Source organism: Polyangium spumosum (genome assembly GCF_009649845.1).
GTDB lineage: Bacteria > Myxococcota_A > Polyangia > Polyangiales > Polyangiaceae > Polyangium > Polyangium spumosum.
This window is the reverse complement of record NZ_WJIE01000014.1, coordinates 146,559-162,659: the sequence shown is the minus strand read 5'-3', so window position 1 is coordinate 162,659 and position 16,101 is coordinate 146,559. Positions and strand designations below refer to the sequence as shown.

The following is a 16,101-nucleotide window of genomic DNA, read 5'->3' as shown; positions in this document are numbered from 1 at the left end:
TGGGTCACGGGCGCCCGATGGCAACCTCGCGGCGGGCGCGAAGCCGACTTTTTGGCGACGGACGCCTTCGGGGCGACCGCGAACCCGTCCGTGGTTCGACGGACGCCTTCGGGGCGACCGCGAACCCGTCCGTGGTTCGACGGACGCCTTCGGGGCGACCGCGAAGCCGTCCGTCGTTTGACGGACGCCTTCGTTGTAAGCGCGAACTCGTCCGTCGTTTGACGGACGCCTTTGTTGTCGCCGCGATCACGAGTTCCATCTGGAACTCGGCTCTGCGGAGCGCGCGAAGGCGTTTCCCACGGCCGGAGGGGCCTCCGGGGCAGGGGGTAGTAGCCGCGAGACTCCCCGTGGTAGCCTCGCGGCTCGATGGCGCTGTCCGAAAATATCCAGTTCTACGCCGCGACGGACGTTGGCCGCGTACGTGATCACAACGAGGACAACTTCCTCGTCGACAAGAAGCTCGCGCTGTCCATCGTCGCGGATGGCATGGGCGGGCATGCGGCCGGCGAGGTGGCGAGCGCGCTCGCGGTGCGGATCATCCACGAGGAGGTCAAGAAGCACAAGGACGTCGTCGAGAAGTACGCGCGCGAGGGCGTGAGCAGCCGGGCAGGCGCCAAGGAGATCCTCGCGATCATGGAGCTCGCGGTGCAACGAGCCTGCGCGAAGATCCACGACGAGGCCAAGCAGGACGCGAACAAACGCGGCATGGGCACGACGCTGTCGGCGCTCCTGATCGTGGCCTCGCACGGCTTCATCGCGCACGTCGGCGACAGCCGCATCTACCTCCTGCGCGGCGGGAAGGTGCAGCAAATCACCGAGGATCACACGGTCTACAACGAGCTCATCAAGCGCGGGAAGCTCACGCGCGATCAGATCGAGAAGGTCGCGCAGAAGAACGCGATCACGCGCGCCGTCGGCGTCTACGAGCGGGTCGAGGTCGACACGCTGACGATCGAGGTCCTGCCCGGCGACCAGTTCCTGCTCGCCTCGGACGGCCTGCACGGGTACATCGCGCACACGGCGGAGCTCGAGCCGTACTTCGAGGAGGCCGACGGCGAGACGGCGACGCGTGAGCTCATCGACCTCGCCAACCGCAAGGGCGGCAAGGACAACATCACCGCGATCCTGGTCCGCCTCGGCGCCGGCGACAAACAGGACGACAACCGCGCGCGGCGCCTGCACCTCAAGCGCGAGGTGCTCGCGAAGATGCCGCTCTTCTCGCGCCTGGCCGAGCGCGAGATGCTCCGGATCATGCAGGTCGCGGACGTGCTCTCGTACGACGTCGATCAGGTCGTCGTCGCGGAGGGTGATCGCGGCGACGAGCTCTTCATCGTGCTCTCGGGCCAGGTGCGCATCAGCCGCGGCGAGACGCTGCTGAACGAGTTCGGCCCCGGCGAGCACTTCGGCGAGATGGCGCTGATCCGCGCGATGCCGCGCTCGGCCACGGTGACGGCGATCGAGCCGAGTGAGCTCATCGTTTTGCACCGCAACGACTTCTTCGAGATCCTGCGCAAGGAGCACGAGCTCGCGGTGAAGCTGCTCTGGCAGTTCCTCGGCGTGCTCGCCGACAGGCTCGATCAGACCTCGCGGGATCTCAGCTCGGCGCGCGAGGAGCTCAACGCCGAGGACATCACGGACGCGATCTTCCCGGACGAGATCGAGCCGGGGCCGGACGACGCGCCCGTGACCGAGCCGCGGCCGCGCGACAGCTACCTCCCCGAGCCCCCCTCGGAACAATCGCCCCCGTCGGGGCCCTGAAATGCACTTCTGATTGACACGTTCCGCCCGGCGCCGGTAGCGTCCGTCCAACGGAAAGGTCTGCCATGGAAGGCGTAAAGTTCTGCGATCGCAAGGGCAATGGCTTTCGCCTCGGTCTCGCCGTCGGGCTCGCGTCGTCGCTCGTGACGCTCGTGACGGGCTCGGCGCTCGCCGATGAGCCGCGCAGCGCCACCGAGCCGCGCGTGATGCAGGAGCCCGGCGAGGTGGTGAACGTGATCGACGCCTTCGACGACGGCGATCCGTTCGACATCGCGATCAGCCTGGGCTTCCAGTACTCGACGAAGAGCGCGAAGATCCAGCGCGAGACGAACATCTTCGGGCCGGGCCTCACGTCGGGCGGGTTCACGTCGAACCTGCTCAACGTGGCCTCGTACAGCGAGCAGACGTCACGCCTGATCCCGCGCGTCGACATCGGCGTCTACAAGGACCTCGCGGTCTACTTCCGCGCGCCGATCATCCTCAACAACTCGCGCGAGCTCACGGACCTCGACGGCAGCTCGAACGTGCAGAACATCGTGCTCGCGGGCGCGCCGGGCGAGCAGCTCTTCGGCCTGCCGTTCACCTCGCCCGATCGCAGCGGCCTCGAGTACCTCGCGGTCGGTATCGACACGAGCGCCTTCATGAACCAGGCGCGGGATCGCACGAAGCCCACGCTGCTCTTCGGCGTCGAGGGTCGCTTCGCGCTCGGCACGCCCATGCACGCGTGCAACACGCAGCCCGCCACGGGCCAGCTCCAGTGCGCGCATCCGTCGGACATCGACCGCGACGGCGTGCGCGACGGTGACCTCGAGGGCTTCGACGTCGGCGAGCGTGATCCGGGCGTGACGCGCGGGACGATCGGGCTCGAGGTGCACACGCTCGTCTCGAAGCGCATCAAGTACCTCGAGCCGTACGGCGGCTTCTCGGCGCTCTTCGAGTTCCAGCAGGAGGACTCGGACTACGGCATCACGGACCTCGAGGGCTCGCTCGTGAACCGCCCGCCGATCCGGGGCACGATGACGCTCGGCCTCATGATCATCCCGTGGGAGAACCGCGAGAAGTTCGGCCGGCTGACCTTCGACATGCGCGTGCAGGGCACGTACACGTCGGAGGGCCGCGACTACTCGGAGATCTTCGACGCGATCGGGTCGAGCAGCGCGGGCTCGATGCGCCAGCCGCAGTGGGCGAAGTACCAGCGCAACCCGAACTTCAACGAGAACGCGCCGGCGGGCATGCGGGAGCCGATCTCGATCATCGACCAGAACTCGCAGAAGACGTACGTCACGGGCCTGACCGACGTGCAGCAGTACGCGTCGATCCGCGGGCAGGGCTCGGTCACGTGGCAGGCGAGCGAGTTCGTCAAGTTCACGCTGGGCATCGGGTTCACGCACGATCAGAAGCACGGGATCAGCGGGGATCAGCCGTGCAACCCGACGTTCAAGGACGACATCGGTCAGTCGGGCCCGTGCAAGAGCGGCAACGAGCTCAACGTCGGCGAGTTCGTCTCGGCCACGGGTATTCCGAACCCGAACTATCGTCCCACGATCAACGCGGTCGGGAGGCGCTTCTGGGTGAGCGACAGCAACACCTTCGACGTCTTCGCGAGCGGCGTGGTGATGTTCTGAGAGGCGGCCGCGCGGCTCGGCTCCTGGTGGTCCTCGCGGCGCTCGGCTCCGCGGGTCCTGCCTCGGCCGAGGCGCCGCGGACGAGCGGCCCGGCGACGGCAGAGCCGGCTGGGGGTTTGGGGCGCAGGACGCCGCAAGGCGATCCGAAGCCCCAAGCGGTGACGGGCCGCTCGGCGGTCCTGTTTCCCACGAAGATCACGCGCAAGCCCGCGGGCGTGGGCGCGGACGGCGAGGGCGCGGAGCTCGCGCCGATCGCGGGGCAGCTCGACGCGTTGCTCGCGGACGCGGCGCAGGATCTCGGGCTCGTGCTGGACCTCGACGAGCGCGGCCAGGCGCCCGAGGAGGCGGAGCTCCCGGCGCTCGCGGGCTCGCTCGGCGGCACGTTGATCGTGCCGAGCGTGCGCGCGCGGGACGACGAGATCGAGCTGCGGATCGTGCTCGTGGAGGCCGCCTCGCCCGAGCTGCGCGTGCGGATCGAGCGGACGAGCCGGGTCGATCTGCCGGTGCGCGCGGTGGTGATGTTGCGGGACCTCGTCACGGCCCTGCGCGCGTCGCCTGTGCGCAAGGAAGAGCCGACGCGCGCGCCCGCGGGGACGCTCACGTACCCCGCGAAGAGCGCGGGCCGCACGGCGCTCGGGGTGAACGCGACGCTTTTCGGCGGGCTGCTCGGGTACTCGATCCAGCGGGCGAGCGGGTCGGAGGATCCGCGGCTTTTGTATCCGCTGCTCGCGGTCGGCGCGGGGGGCGGGCTGGTCATGTCGATCCTGGCCGCGGAGGAGTGGGACGTCGGGGTGGGATCGGCGTGGTTCCTCGCGTCGGGCGCGTGGTGGCCGACGCTCGCGGGGCACCTGATCTACGCGGGTCGGTTCGGCGGCTCGGGGGGCGAGGGCGAGCAGTGGACGGCGGGGCTCGTGGCGGGCACGACGGGGCTCACGCTCTCGACGCTGGGGCTCGCGCTGCGGGGGATGTCGGAGGGCGGCGCGTTGCTCGCGCATTCGGGCGGCGGGCTCGGGCTCGTGTTCGGGGGCATGACGGAGGCGCTCGTGCGGGGCAACGTGGACGCGTTCCCGATCGCGGGGATGGGCTACGGCGCGGGGCTCGGCTGGCTCGGGGCGGCGGCGCTCGCGGTGCACTGGCGGCCTGCGGCGCATCGGGTGGTGGCGATGGATCTCGGGGCGCTGCTCGGCGGGCTCGGCGGAGCGGCGCTCGGCAGCCCGCTCTTGCTCGACGGGCCGACGGAGACGCAGCAGCGGGCGTGGGTGGGGCTGACGGGCGGCATGACGCTCGCAGGGGCGGCGATCGGGTGGTTGATGACGAAGCCGAAGGCGGAGCCGGCGAAGAAGCCGCGGAAGCAAGCGCACGATCTGGTGGAGGGCGCGATGCCGGTCTTCGGGGTGATCGGGCAGAGCATCGTGGGAGAGCGGCGCGCGCCCGTCGTGGGGCTATCGTGGAGCGGGGCGTTGCGGTAGAGGTTCGTCCGCTCGAACGAGACGGCAAGAAGATGAAGATCACGGTGAACGAGGTGCAGGCGGGGGTTCGGTTGGACAAGCTCCTGCTCGAGGTGATGCCGACGCTCGGTCGAGCGGGGGCGAAGCGGCTGTTCGAGGCGGGCAAGGTCCGCCTGCACGAGGGCGGCGGCGAGCGCGGGCGGCGGGTGTCGAAGGGGGACGTGGCGCGGGCGGGGGACGTGGTCTCGGTCGAGCTCGATCCGGCGTCCTTGTCGGGCGGGGCGCTGCCGGACGCGGAGGCGCCGCTCGTGGTGGTGCTCGAGACGGACCAGGTGGTCGTCCTCGACAAGCCGGCCGGGCAACCGACGGCGCCGCTCGAGCCTGGGGAGCGAGGCACGCTGGCGAACGCGCTGGTCTCGCGTTACCCGGAGTGCGCGGGGATCGGCTTTTCGACGCGGGAGCCTGGGCTCTGCCATCGGCTGGACACGGAGACGAGCGGGCTCGTGCTGGCGGCGCGGACGCGGGAGGCGTTCGAGGTGCTGACGGGGGCGATCAAGGAAGAGCGCCTCGACAAACGATATTTGCTGGTCTGCGCGGCGAAGGATTTGCCGGAGACGGGGACGATCGAGATCCCGCTGGCGCCACACCCGAAGGATCGGCGTCGGGTATACCCGTGCGTGCACCCGCGCGACGTGGAGCGGTATTCGCCGCGGCCGGCGCATACGACGTACCGAAAGGTGTCGGAGCGGGGCGAATGGGCGCTGGTGGAGGCGCGTGCGGGGAAGGCGTCGCGGCACCAGATTCGCGCGCATTTCGCGGCGATCGGGCATCCGCTGGCGGGGGACACGCTTTATGGCGGTGCGAGCGTGCCGGGGCTCGAGCGGCATGCATTACACGCGTCGCGGATCACGTGGGGCGGGGACGCGAAGGTGCCGGCGTTCACGGCGAGCTCGGCGCTTCCGGGGGATATCGGGGCGATCGTGGGGGAAGAGGGCGGGTGATTCAGCGGGAGGGGGCCTGGCCTGACGCGGCGCTCTGTTTTTCGACCGCAGCGGCGATGAGCGGAGCCTTTGCGCGCAGACCTTCGAGGCTGATCTCGCCCTCCTGATACATGCGGTACCATTCTCGGCGCTGTCGTAGCGTCCGTTCGTCGTCCCGCAGGCGAAGACGAGTCAGGGTGAACTCCGCCCGGAATCGATGGGACGGAGGAACCTTGTCCGTCACCCGGAGCTGCAAAGACGGAAGCAGGATCTCGAACCAACCGTCTTCGACCTCGTGAGGATCGAGGACGGCTTCATCGAGCGTTTGTTTGCTCTTGTTGATCCACTCCTGCGCGAAGCGGTAGTTGCTCCACTCGTAGGCGAGGCGTGGCTCGTTCTTGCAGCTCACGAAGTGATCGATCGATCCTACGGGTTCGTACATGGCCGTGTACCCGCATCGATGTCCGAAGCCGTCGTCGAGGATGCTCTTGAAGGGCGACCAGTAGTCTTTGGGACGTCGTGCGCCAGGATTCTTCGCCAGCCATTCCTGACCGGGTTTGCGAGCACGAGCGTCGAAATCGGGAGGCTCCGGGACGCGCTTGACAGGGATCACGGAGCCTCCGTTCGCTTCTCATTGTGCACGATCCATCGTGGCCAGAAGGGATCGTGCCCGGGCAACACGCGGAGCAGTTCCTGGTGAATGTCCTCGCTGGTGCGCAGTCCCTCCGGGAGCGCACCGAGGTCCCCACGCATGAAGGCTTCTGCTGCTTCAATTGCGATTTCCGCTGCGGCGGAGCGGGCTTGCTTCAGGCCGAAGCTCTCGGAGACCAACCAGTTGACGGTGTCTCCCTGTTTGGTCCAGGGGATTTCCTCCACGCTGACCTGGTTGCGTTCGAGCCCGAAGTGAATGAGTTTGTCCCGCTCCTCATCGAAGATCGGTTCGAGTGAGGCGAGCACGAGCGGCGCGTGGGTCGTGAGCAGGACCTGTGGATGCATCTCTGAAGACAACGAGCCGAGCACGTCGAGCAGCGCGGGCACGATGTGGCGTTGCCATTTCGGATGCAGGTGCGTCTCGGGCTCCTCGAAGAGCACGACGACGCGCTCCGCGGGCTTCCAGCCGAGCATCGAGCAAGCCCGTACGTGCTCGGACCACATCCACGTGAGCACGTAGGTGAGCGCGATGATGCGCTTCATGCCTGCGGAGGCGTGCGTGATGGGGATCGTTTCGTAAGGCAGCTCGATGGCGGGGAACCTTCGTACATCGTCGAGGTAAGGACGAACGGGCTTGCCCGGTTTCATGGGTTCGTCCGGATGGGAGAGCCGGGTGAGGATGCGCGTGAGGAGGTGGAACGGGTGATCCGTCTCGTTCTGCGCCTCGAGTTGCCAGGTAACCCAGTCTTCGATCAGGCCGTTGCAGAGAGGTTTGCCCTTGTGTTCGAGACCATCCCAGACGGCAGCTTCATTGAAGACGAAGGGTGGAACCGCGACGACTGCTGTGGTGGGACCGGAGAGATCGACCGTGCCGATCTGATGATTCCGTGCCGGATCCCACAAGGCAAATGCTCCGTTGGTGCGCACGTAGAGCGTTGGAAACGTGTCGAGGAGCCAGACGGGCGTGTAAATGTTGTTGTGCGGTTGGTAGCCCCTTGAGTGATACTGGAAAGGGAGCTCCCATTGCTGAACCACGCGGTTGAACTGCGGCAGGCCATGAAGCTTGTGCGGCTTCGTGGGATTCTTTCCACGCCACGCCACTGCCGGCACGATCTCCGCACTCTCCTCCTTCCCCCGCTGCGGCAACACCGGCCGCTCCACCCACGTCCCCGTGAGCGCCCACCAGGCGACCTCCAGGACAAAACTCTTCCCGAGTCCGTTATCGCCCGTCAGGACGTTCAGCCGCTCGCCGAACTCGAGATCCATCCGGTCCGCGGGGCCCACGTCCTTGATGTGCAGCGCAGAGAGCATCCTTCTACAACCCCCTCGGCCGCGGGACCTCTTTCTCCCGCTTCCGGATCCGCGTCGCCACATACTCCGCTGCCGCCGTCATCTCCTGCTGCGAGATCCCCGCGTCCCGCGGCCTTTGCATTCCGTAGCCCACCTCGTACACGTCCGTCTGGATCGGCGGCGGTGGTTTGCCCGTCCCCTTGGGCCCGATCCCCACCGAGAAGAACAACTCGCCTCTTTGCAGCTCCACCCACGCGACCTTTTCGTTCGTCGGGTAGAAGTTCACCACCTTCCACCCATTCACCTCGTGCCCCACCGTCATGCCGTCCAGCAACACGACGAGCGCTGGATCGGGCGGCGTGGGGCTCGGGCCGAAGGGCTCGGCGGGCGGGGGCGGCTCTCCGCCCGCCGGCGAGGCCGAAGGCGCGGGCGCGGAGGGGTCGCTCTGCGCGGCGACCAGGAAGCCGAAGACGCCGAGCAGCAACACGACAGCGGCGATCCGGGCGAACAGGCGCGGGGGTTTGTCGGGAGGGGCGGTCACGGGCGCCCTCGAAACAAGCGGGAAAACCTGCCCGGCGTCAAGCCGCTCGGCCGTCCTCGGAGGCGGCGACGACCTGGGCGGAGCGGCGGATCCCCGAGCGCTCCTCCGCGGCCTTGCGACCTTCACGCAGCAGGCCGACGAGGCGCGTGACGAGATCCGCGGTCATCCACGCTGTCGGCAAGCGCGGGACCAGGGTGATGGCGCGCTCCGTCGGGCGCTTTCCTCGTTGCGAACGGCCCTGCCGCGTGATCGCCGAAGTCGCCTCCTCGCACGCCGTCCCCGACGTCACGCGCAGCAGCACCTCCGGCGAGCGCAACGTCGAGCCCGCGGCCGGCGTGAGCACCACGCCGACCTCGAGCCCCGCGAAACCCGGCAGCGGCGAGCGCGGCACGACCGCGAGACGGAGCTCGTCGGCCTTGGCGCTGCCCTCGGGCACCCGGAAACGCGGGACGATGCGCACCTCCTCGCCCGCCTTTTTGGTCGCTTTTCGGACGCGCTTGGCCACGTCGCGAAGGAGCGGCGCCGCGGAGGCGACCGGATCCGGCGGCAGCTCGGCGAGGCGGCCCGTGCAGAAGAGCGCGAGCAGGGCCACCACGTCGTAGGCGAAGAGCTCGGCGTGGTACATCGAGGTGCGCGAGACGAACCACACGCCGACGCCGAGCAGCCCGAGGCCGAGCGCGAAGAGGGCCTTTCCGGCGCGCGTGGAGACGTCGAGCAGGGCGCCGCGGGGCCGCGCGGCGCGGGAAAAGGCCTCTTCTTCGGTGACCGGGAGCCACGTGCCCGGGCCCCGCAACGAGGAGGCGCGGATCCAGCGCGGGGCGCGGAACGCCGCGAGCGCCGCGGCGAGGGCGACGAGCAGCGCGCCCGCCGTGCCCGTGGGCAAGGCGAGCTGCAAGGCGAGGCCCGCGACGAGCGCGAGGCCCGCGCCCGTGGCGCGCACGAAGAGCGGGGCCGGGATCAAGGGGCGAGGCTCGGCGCCGGCGGCGCGCGCGGCGCGCTCGACCTCGCGCGACTTGAGGGCGACGAGCAGGGCATACAGGACAAACGCGACGCCGCCGCCGATCAGCACGAAGAGGCGCCTGTCGGGGGCGAGCGCGGCGGGCCCGGGGGCCGACGCGGGGGCGGGCTCGGCGCGGGGGGCCGTGACGTCGAGGGCGCGGGCGTCGAAGCGGACGAGCCAGCTGACGGGCTCGCCTTTGGGCGCGTAGGGCCGCAGGAGCTCGAGCTCGTCCTTGCCCGCGCCGCGGCGGATCGTGGACAGGACCGAGGGCGGCGCGGCCGACTCGCTCGAGGGATCCTCGGCGGCGGCGGCCTCGTCGGGGCGCGGCTCGGTCGGGCCGGCGGGCAGGACGAAGGTGGCGCGGGCCGAGTCGAAGCCGTCTTCCCAGACGAGCCCGCTCCAGCGGAGGCGGGCCATGGAGCCATCGCGCCGGACGAGGCCGCGGCGGAAGAGCTCGGTCCGGTAACGGACGAACACCACGAACACGCCCCGCGACAGACCCTTGTCGGCGTCGAAGCGGATGCGCATGGCCGAGGGGTTTGGCGCGCCGTCTTCGCGCGGGCGGCTCGGCGGCGGCAGCATCTCCGTGCTCACGGGCGAGGCCGACGCGAGCGAGTTCGTGGCGGCGTCGCGGGCCGGGACCACGTAGCCGTCGGGCTCGGGCACGGCGTCGGCGTCGATGCCTTTGAGGTCGATCGACTTGAGCGGCCCGCCGGAGACACGCAGGGTGATCTTGTGCTCGACGCGGGCCGAGCCGTCCTTGTTCACGTCGACGCGGACGTCGTCGCCCGCGACGTGCACGTCGACCCAGGCTCGCGCGGGCAGGGGCAGGAGCGTGACGAGGCCGAGCGCGAGGCCGGAGGCCACGAGCCAGGGCCGGGCGACGCGGATGGACATGGCCGAGACCTCCCATGCAGAGAGGTCCCGGGCCAAATTTCGATCAGGCTCAGCTCAGGCCGCTCGTGTTGCCCGGGGTCGTCGTGGTGCGCGTGACGGAGCGGCTCGGGATGAAGGCGAAGACCGCGACGGCGATGCCGACCACGATGTCGTTCGCCACGGCCCTGCCGCCGAAGTACCCGAGGACGAACGGCGCGATGATCAGCCACGCGCCGAGCACGACGTTCACGAACCGCGCCTTCGGCGCCCAGAGCGCGACGATCGCCGAGGCCGCGACCAGGATGCCGAGCAGGCGGTCATTGTTCACCGCGCGTGCGTCGACGTACCCGAGCACCCCCGGGGCGATCAGCAGCCAGATACCTAGGGCGACATTCATCCATCGGGGCCATGTCATGGTTTCCTCCTCGGACGACTGGTTTCACGCGGCGTGCCGCTTCTCGGCCTCCTGCTCGTGCCGCATTCCCTGCTCGTGATACCGCCGGGCTTCGATCGCGTGCCGGAGGGCCTCGGCTTCATTTCCTCGCTCGTGCTGCTCCGCGGCCATCCGATGGTGCACGGCTGCGTTCTCGAAATGCTCGGCGGCTTTTCGATGATGATCGGCCACGCTCTCGGTACGGACCATTCCTTGCTCCGTGGGCGATTCCTGCCGCGAGGCGGCGTCCACGACGTCCCGATGCAAACGAGGGCCCAAGGAGCGGCGGGCGGACCCGGCTACGAAGCGCCGTCGAGCCCGGAGCGCCGGACCTCGATCTGGCCGTCGCGCACGCGCGTCTCGTAATGTGGCTCCGAGTCCGTCGCGGGCCCGACCATCACCCGCCCGTCGCGCAGCCGGAACTGCGAGCCGTGGCAGGCGCAGACCACGCGCTCGCCGTCGAGGCGGCCCCGGCTCAGCGAGCAGCCGAGGTGCGTGCAGGTATCGCCGATCGCGTGCACGCGCCCGTTCGCGCGGGCGAGCAGGATCGGCGCGCCCTCGGCCACCACGCGGCGGAGCTGCCCTTCGGCGAGCTCGTCATTCCGCAGCACCGGCATGAAGCCCGAGGGGCCTCCCTGCTCGAAGGCGCGGTGACTCACGCCGATCCCGTAATGGTACGACATGACCCCGCCGAGCCACGCGCTGCCCATCACCACGGCGAACCCCGTCGTCGACGCCGCGATGCCCGCGCCGCGCCGCCCGTTTTTCCGCAGGAGCAACGAAATGCCGAAGAGGCCGGCCGCGACCGTGTTCAGCGCCGCGTGCACGAAGCCCACGCGCCGCGGCTTGCCGTCGAGGTAACTCCAGTCCGCGAGCCCGGCGAGCGCCGCCACGCCCGCGGCCGCCAGGCCGAAGGCGTGCGCCGTGAACGCCGCGTCGTGCAGGCCCTTCTTCCGCGGCCGTCCGAGCCCGGCGATGTCCAGGACGACCCCCGTCGCCCACGCGCCGACCGGGAAATCGGTGAGCGCCGCGTGCAGCGGGTGACCGAGCCACGTCCCGTCGAGCGTGGTCCGGAGCTCCGGCCGCTTCTGCAGGACCGACTGGACCGGCCGGTGCACGGCCTCCGCCCATGCATCGACGCTCGAGCGATTCTCGACTGTCGTAAGGAGCGACGTCGCCATCCCCGTTTCCCCTTTCGTGCCTCATCGGGGGCTCCTCCCCCGAACACCTCTCATCGTGCAATCGCCGCGCCGGTGATGATGGTAAAGTCGGGAGGCCATGCCAATCCTTCGCCTCTTGCTTCCTTTCCTCGTTTTCGTGACGGGATGCGCCCAGGGCTCGGCCGGCGCGCTCGGCCAGACGGATACGACCGCGGCTTGTCCTCCGAGCGAGCTCGTCTGCGCCGTCTCCGGCATCGACGCCCCCATCGCCAAGGGCGCCGCCTTGCCCATCGACGTCTCCGTCACCTCCGAGGGCAGCGCGACCCCGCCGCTCTCGTTCGCTTCGGCGAACCCGGACGTCTTCACCATCCACGACGCCCGCATCCACGCGAAGGAGCCGGGGCTCGCGTCGATGCTCATCACCATGGAAGGCGATATCGTCGTGGATTTCCTCCACGTCTGGGTCGCGGAGGCCGACGCGCTCAGGCTCCACCGCGTGACGCGCGGGGGCCTTCAGACCTCGCCCCTGCCGGCCGCGATGGAGATGCTCGTCGGCGACGAGCTCACCCTCGTCGCTGCGCCGCACCGCGGCCCGCAGCGCCTGCTCGGCGAGCTCGACGCGGCCTTCGAGGCCGATCCGCAGGTGGTCATGATGCTCGACGAGGGCGTGCCCGGCAGCCGGCGGATCGTCGCCACGAAGGCGGGCGAGACGAACGTCACCGTCAAGGCCGTCGGGATCGAGGTCGCGGTCGCGCTCTCCGTGCTGGAGGTGAACCCGTGAGCCCCCGCGCCTCCCTTTGGCTGCTCGCCGCCGCCGTGTTCTCCGCGGGTTGCGAGCCTACCCTCGTCGCCCTCACCGTCGCGCCGCCCACGGCCGTCGCCGAGGTTGACAACGCCGCCAAGGACGTGCGCCTCTCGCAGGGCATCGCGCTCGCGATCGAGTGCACCTACGTGGGCGACCCCTGCGAGAACGCGACCGCGAGCTCGAGCGACCCCGCGATCGTGCGCGTCTTGCCCGGCTTCGTGGACCTGCTCGCGCCGGGCGACGCGTATCAGCGGCCCGCCGCGGACGAGCCACGCGCCGTCTTCATCTTCGTGGGCGGCGAGCCCGGCGACGCCATCGTCACCCTCACGACGACCGACACCGACGCCGAGATCGCCGTCAAGGTCCTCCCGCCCCCCTGAGCGGCCGGATTTCCGCTCTCCCCGGACCCGCGCCGCGCGACGTCTCGGGGGGGAGCACGGTTTCCCGCGCCTCCGCGTCAGGTGGACCTTGATGCTCGTGGGTCTTTTCTCGTATGTAGGAGGGACGCATCGGGAGATCATCGGGGATGACGGACGCGACCGACGAGTCGGTGGTGGTGGAGGGGAAGCGGATCGAGCGCGTCTTGGAGGCGCTCTCGCTCGCTTCGGTCGGGGCCTTCGACGAGGCCATCGGGCTCTCCGGCGCGCTGACCGAGGATCGGTTCGGTGCGCTCGAGGAGAGCCTGCTGGTGCTCCTGCGCGAGCTCAAGCAGACGCGCGAAGAGCACGACAAGGCGATGAGTGATCTCGAGGCGTCGCGGCGCGACCTCGAGGAGCAGCTCGCCACGGTGGAGCGGCAACGCATCGCGATCCGCGAGCTCAGCGTGCCGATCATCGACGTGTGGGACGACGTGCTCACGCTCCCGCTCGTCGGCGCGATCGACAGCGCGCGCGCCGCGGAGATGACGGAGAAGCTCCTGCAGCGGATCGCCGATCGCGGCGCGGAGTACGTGATCATCGATCTGACGGGCGTCGACGTGGTCGACACGATGACGGCCGCGCACCTCGTGCGGCTGACGCACGCGGCGAAGCTTCTCGGCGCGAAGTGTATCCTCACGGGCGTTCGCCCCGACGTGGCGCGTACGCTCGTGGAGATCGGCGTGCACCTCGGCGGCCTGATGACGCTGCGCACGCTGAAGGACGGCCTGCGCGCCTGCCTCACGATGCGCGAGGCCGACCGGATCAGCCTGCGCAAGAAGCCCGGCGAGGGCGGCGACAAGGGCAAGAAGGCGGAAGCCCCGAAGGACGAGGGGCAAGATCGCGCGGTGAGCCGCGGCGAGCGCCGCCAGCGGCCCCCGCGCCCGGAGTCGTCGAACGGCGTGTCGACGGCGCCGTCGTCGATGGCTTCGTCCGAGGACGTGGGGCTTTAAGACGGGTATCGAGAGAAGCGGCAGGCTCGTGGGTCGCGAGACCTGACCAAGTCGACGAGCGACCAAAGAGGTTGCTCGACGAACAGTAACGTGCATGCGGCCTTCGGCTTCGTGACCGCGGGCTGCGCGCTCGTCGCTGGGCACGACTCGCGGGAGCGAGGGGGCTCCATCCTCCCCGCCCGTACCAGCGCGGACCTCGATGGCGGAGGGAAGCCCGACACACGTGGCCTCGGAGGCGGGCAGGTGCACGGCTCGCACTGCGCAGGGGGCACGACGAGATTCGGGTCGGGCACGCAGGCGCGAGACGTCGGAGCATAACGAAGCCGCCTACTCTGCGCCTGCGATCGAGCGCAAACCGGCAGAGCCGGGTTGTGAGCGTTACGGAAATTTGGCCTCCTCGTGCGCGGCGTGGCAATCGGAAGCCACACTTCGAATCGCACGCGTGCGCCGCGCATCGACGCATGGCCCGAGCGGGTGATTCGCGCAGACCGCAGGAGCGGGGGCTGCCGGGTGGGGAATGTATGAATACGATCGTCATCGGGTTGTTCGCGGTATGGAGTGTCGCGTTCGCGACGGGGTGCACCGACGATGAGTGCAAGAATCCGGCGAGGGGAACCGACACAGAGAACAACCAACAAATCGAAGGACCTCAGATGAAATGCAACGTGGTCCTTACTTGCCCCCGCTATGGCGGGCGCCCCGATGATAGATTTGCGCTCCAAGGAGGAGACGACCCGACCATCGTCGATCGCCAGAGAGAGTCGTGGAACAGGAATCGCTGCATCGAAGCCGTCAGGCGCAAGGGTTTCAGTCCTGATTGCAAGATCGAGGTGTCTCCTGCGATCATCTGCCTCGATGCGGACGGGGGATCGGGCGGACCTGGGGGACCCAGCCCCTCGGGAGGCACCTTGGTCACGGTCGGCGTGGGGGCCGGGAGCGGTGATTACTGGTTCGACGACGATGGGGCCGACGGCATCGGCGGCGAGGGAGGGGTCAGCGAAGCGCCCGGTGAGGGAGGGGTCGGGGGCTCCGAGTGACGTCAGCGGGCTTTGCGCGCGGCGGTTGCCCCCTGTGGTGCTTGCTCGCGTCGCTCACTGCCTCAGGGCAGCCTGGAGCTTCGCATGCCAATTCGTGCCGGTGAGCGCACGACAATGCTGCTCCATGTCTGCCTTGAAACAAGTGGCAAACTCGTCGTTGCTCACCTTCCGACGTTCGATTTGAAGCTTTTCCCCGCAGCGAGATGACGATGCATTGATGTCATCCCAGAATCGTGCGCCCAACATGTCGTCGCAGGAAGTGCACCAGATCGGGTCGTGGCCCGTGCATGGTACCTGCTGTGGGCACACCCCCATCACGCAGCCAGCCTGGCACGCGTCCGCGTACGCATCCGTGACGGTCGCGCACCGGCTCCCCTCGAGCCCGGGCTTGCAGTAGCCCTCGAACAGCGCCTCGACGTCGCTGCAGACTTCGACGCTCGACCCCGTCGAGCGCCCCGACTCGCCTTGGTACGCCCCCAGGCCCACACCAAGGAGACAAAGCGTAGCGAGCGCGACGGCAACGAGAGGACGGGGGCGCTTCATGGGGAGATCTCCGTGGCGAGCGGGGCCATGTTACCCCGCGACGCACGGAAACGCGAGGGGGTCTTGATCGACACGCGAGGCCGAGAGCGTGTTCCGCTCAGCCCCCGTCCCCCGGCGCCGCCTCCTCCGAAAGCAGCTCCTCCCCCGTCTTCGGATCCACATCCGGCGCGCTCCTCCGCGCGCGGAGGTGCTGCCGGATGGCCTCGTTTTGCTTCACCACCGGCGCGAGCAACGCGGCCCGCTTCTCCGCGTGGTCCCCCGTCGGCTCGTCGTACGTGCCGAGGATCTTGGCCACGATCCGCAATAAGTAATGAAGTGGTGACACGAAGGCGGCGGATTCGTTCTTCCGGCCCAGCGCGACCGCGCCCGGCGCGGCGGATACGGACGAAGAAGCGGCCCCGAAGGACGGCGCCGAAGCGTAATCGGGAGGAGAGGACGCGAGGGGCGCCTCCTCCTTTCGAGAATCAAGCTCTCCACATCCAGGAATCGCGCCCGCGCGGCGGGCGAACACGCTTCCACGAGGCCGGAAGGCCGTTTGCGTCGCGAGCAAATGCCTTTCCACGTCCCCGGAAGGGCGCTTGCGCG

Annotated in this window: 16 protein-coding genes; 8 read left to right on the top strand and 8 right to left on the bottom strand. The window is 69.3% G+C overall.

Annotation, left to right across the window (positions count from 1 at the left end):
* Positions 1-366: 366 nt before the first annotated feature.
* From GF068_RS34470 to GF068_RS34455, 4 genes are all read left to right on the top strand, one after another.
* On the top strand, positions 367-1,758 hold the full coding sequence (locus tag GF068_RS34470) for a Stp1/IreP family PP2C-type Ser/Thr phosphatase (protein WP_153823771.1): 1,392 nt from the start codon (positions 367-369) through the stop codon (positions 1,756-1,758).
* 65 nt (positions 1,759-1,823) lie between these two features.
* Complete coding sequence (locus GF068_RS34465) at positions 1,824-3,383, top strand: hypothetical protein (protein ID WP_153823770.1); 1,560 nt, start codon at positions 1,824-1,826, stop codon at positions 3,381-3,383.
* A 26-nt stretch (positions 3,384-3,409) separates the two neighbouring features.
* The gene (locus tag GF068_RS34460) at positions 3,410-4,852 is read left to right on the top strand and encodes a hypothetical protein (RefSeq protein WP_153823769.1); all 1,443 of its coding nucleotides are present in this window, start codon (positions 3,410-3,412) and stop codon (positions 4,850-4,852) included.
* A complete protein-coding gene (locus GF068_RS34455) occupies positions 4,831-5,832 on the top strand; it encodes an RluA family pseudouridine synthase (protein WP_338046692.1) in 1,002 nt (333 codons plus the stop codon). Before GF068_RS34460 ends, GF068_RS34455 begins: the two co-directional genes overlap by 22 nt.
* 1 nt (position 5,833) lies before the next feature.
* On the opposite strand, the gene GF068_RS34450 is transcribed toward GF068_RS34455, so the two are convergent.
* From GF068_RS34450 to GF068_RS34420, 7 genes are all read right to left on the bottom strand, one after another.
* On the bottom strand, positions 5,834-6,424 hold the full coding sequence (locus tag GF068_RS34450) for a hypothetical protein (protein WP_206079608.1): 591 nt from the start codon (positions 6,422-6,424) through the stop codon (positions 5,834-5,836).
* Complete coding sequence (locus GF068_RS34445) at positions 6,421-7,773, bottom strand: AAA family ATPase (protein ID WP_153823768.1); 1,353 nt, start codon at positions 7,771-7,773, stop codon at positions 6,421-6,423. Before GF068_RS34445 ends, GF068_RS34450 begins: the two co-directional genes overlap by 4 nt.
* Before the next feature lie 4 nt (positions 7,774-7,777).
* Complete coding sequence (locus GF068_RS34440) at positions 7,778-8,293, bottom strand: hypothetical protein (protein ID WP_153823767.1); 516 nt, start codon at positions 8,291-8,293, stop codon at positions 7,778-7,780.
* 37 nt (positions 8,294-8,330) lie between these two features.
* The gene (locus GF068_RS34435) at positions 8,331-10,190 is read right to left on the bottom strand and encodes a hypothetical protein (RefSeq protein WP_153823766.1); all 1,860 of its coding nucleotides are present in this window, start codon (positions 10,188-10,190) and stop codon (positions 8,331-8,333) included.
* 49 nt (positions 10,191-10,239) lie between these two features.
* Positions 10,240-10,584, bottom strand: coding sequence for an SPW repeat domain-containing protein (locus tag GF068_RS34430; RefSeq protein WP_153823765.1), 345 nt, complete (start codon positions 10,582-10,584; stop codon positions 10,240-10,242).
* 24 nt (positions 10,585-10,608) lie between these two features.
* Entirely contained in the window at positions 10,609-10,812 is a 204-nt protein-coding gene (locus GF068_RS34425) for a hypothetical protein (protein WP_153823764.1), read from the bottom strand.
* 89 nt (positions 10,813-10,901) lie between these two features.
* Positions 10,902-11,783 carry a Rieske (2Fe-2S) protein gene (locus GF068_RS34420; RefSeq protein WP_153823763.1) on the bottom strand — a complete coding sequence of 294 codons (882 nt, stop codon included), beginning with the start codon at positions 11,781-11,783 and terminating at the stop codon, positions 10,902-10,904.
* A 97-nt stretch (positions 11,784-11,880) separates the two neighbouring features.
* On the opposite strand from GF068_RS34420, the gene GF068_RS34415 reads away from it, so the two are divergent.
* The 4 genes from GF068_RS34415 to GF068_RS34400 all read left to right on the top strand — a co-directional run bounded on the left by GF068_RS34415 (position 11,881) and on the right by GF068_RS34400 (position 14,973).
* Positions 11,881-12,543, top strand: coding sequence for a hypothetical protein (locus GF068_RS34415; RefSeq protein ID WP_153823762.1), 663 nt, complete (start codon positions 11,881-11,883; stop codon positions 12,541-12,543).
* Entirely contained in the window at positions 12,540-12,947 is a 408-nt protein-coding gene (locus GF068_RS34410) for a hypothetical protein (protein ID WP_153823761.1), read from the top strand. The genes GF068_RS34415 and GF068_RS34410 overlap by 4 nt, the downstream gene beginning before the upstream one ends.
* Before the next feature lie 146 nt (positions 12,948-13,093).
* Positions 13,094-13,936: an STAS domain-containing protein gene (locus GF068_RS34405; protein WP_170319849.1), complete on the top strand. Its 843-nt coding sequence runs from the start codon at positions 13,094-13,096 to the stop codon at positions 13,934-13,936.
* Between the two features lie 521 nt (positions 13,937-14,457).
* Positions 14,458-14,973 carry a hypothetical protein gene (locus GF068_RS34400; protein WP_153823760.1) on the top strand — a complete coding sequence of 172 codons (516 nt, stop codon included), beginning with the start codon at positions 14,458-14,460 and terminating at the stop codon, positions 14,971-14,973.
* Positions 14,974-15,613: 640 nt separating this feature from the next.
* On the opposite strand, the gene GF068_RS34395 is transcribed toward GF068_RS34400, so the two are convergent.
* A complete protein-coding gene (locus tag GF068_RS34395) occupies positions 15,614-15,811 on the bottom strand; it encodes a hypothetical protein (protein ID WP_153823759.1) in 198 nt (65 codons plus the stop codon).
* Positions 15,812-16,101 lie beyond the last annotated feature (290 nt).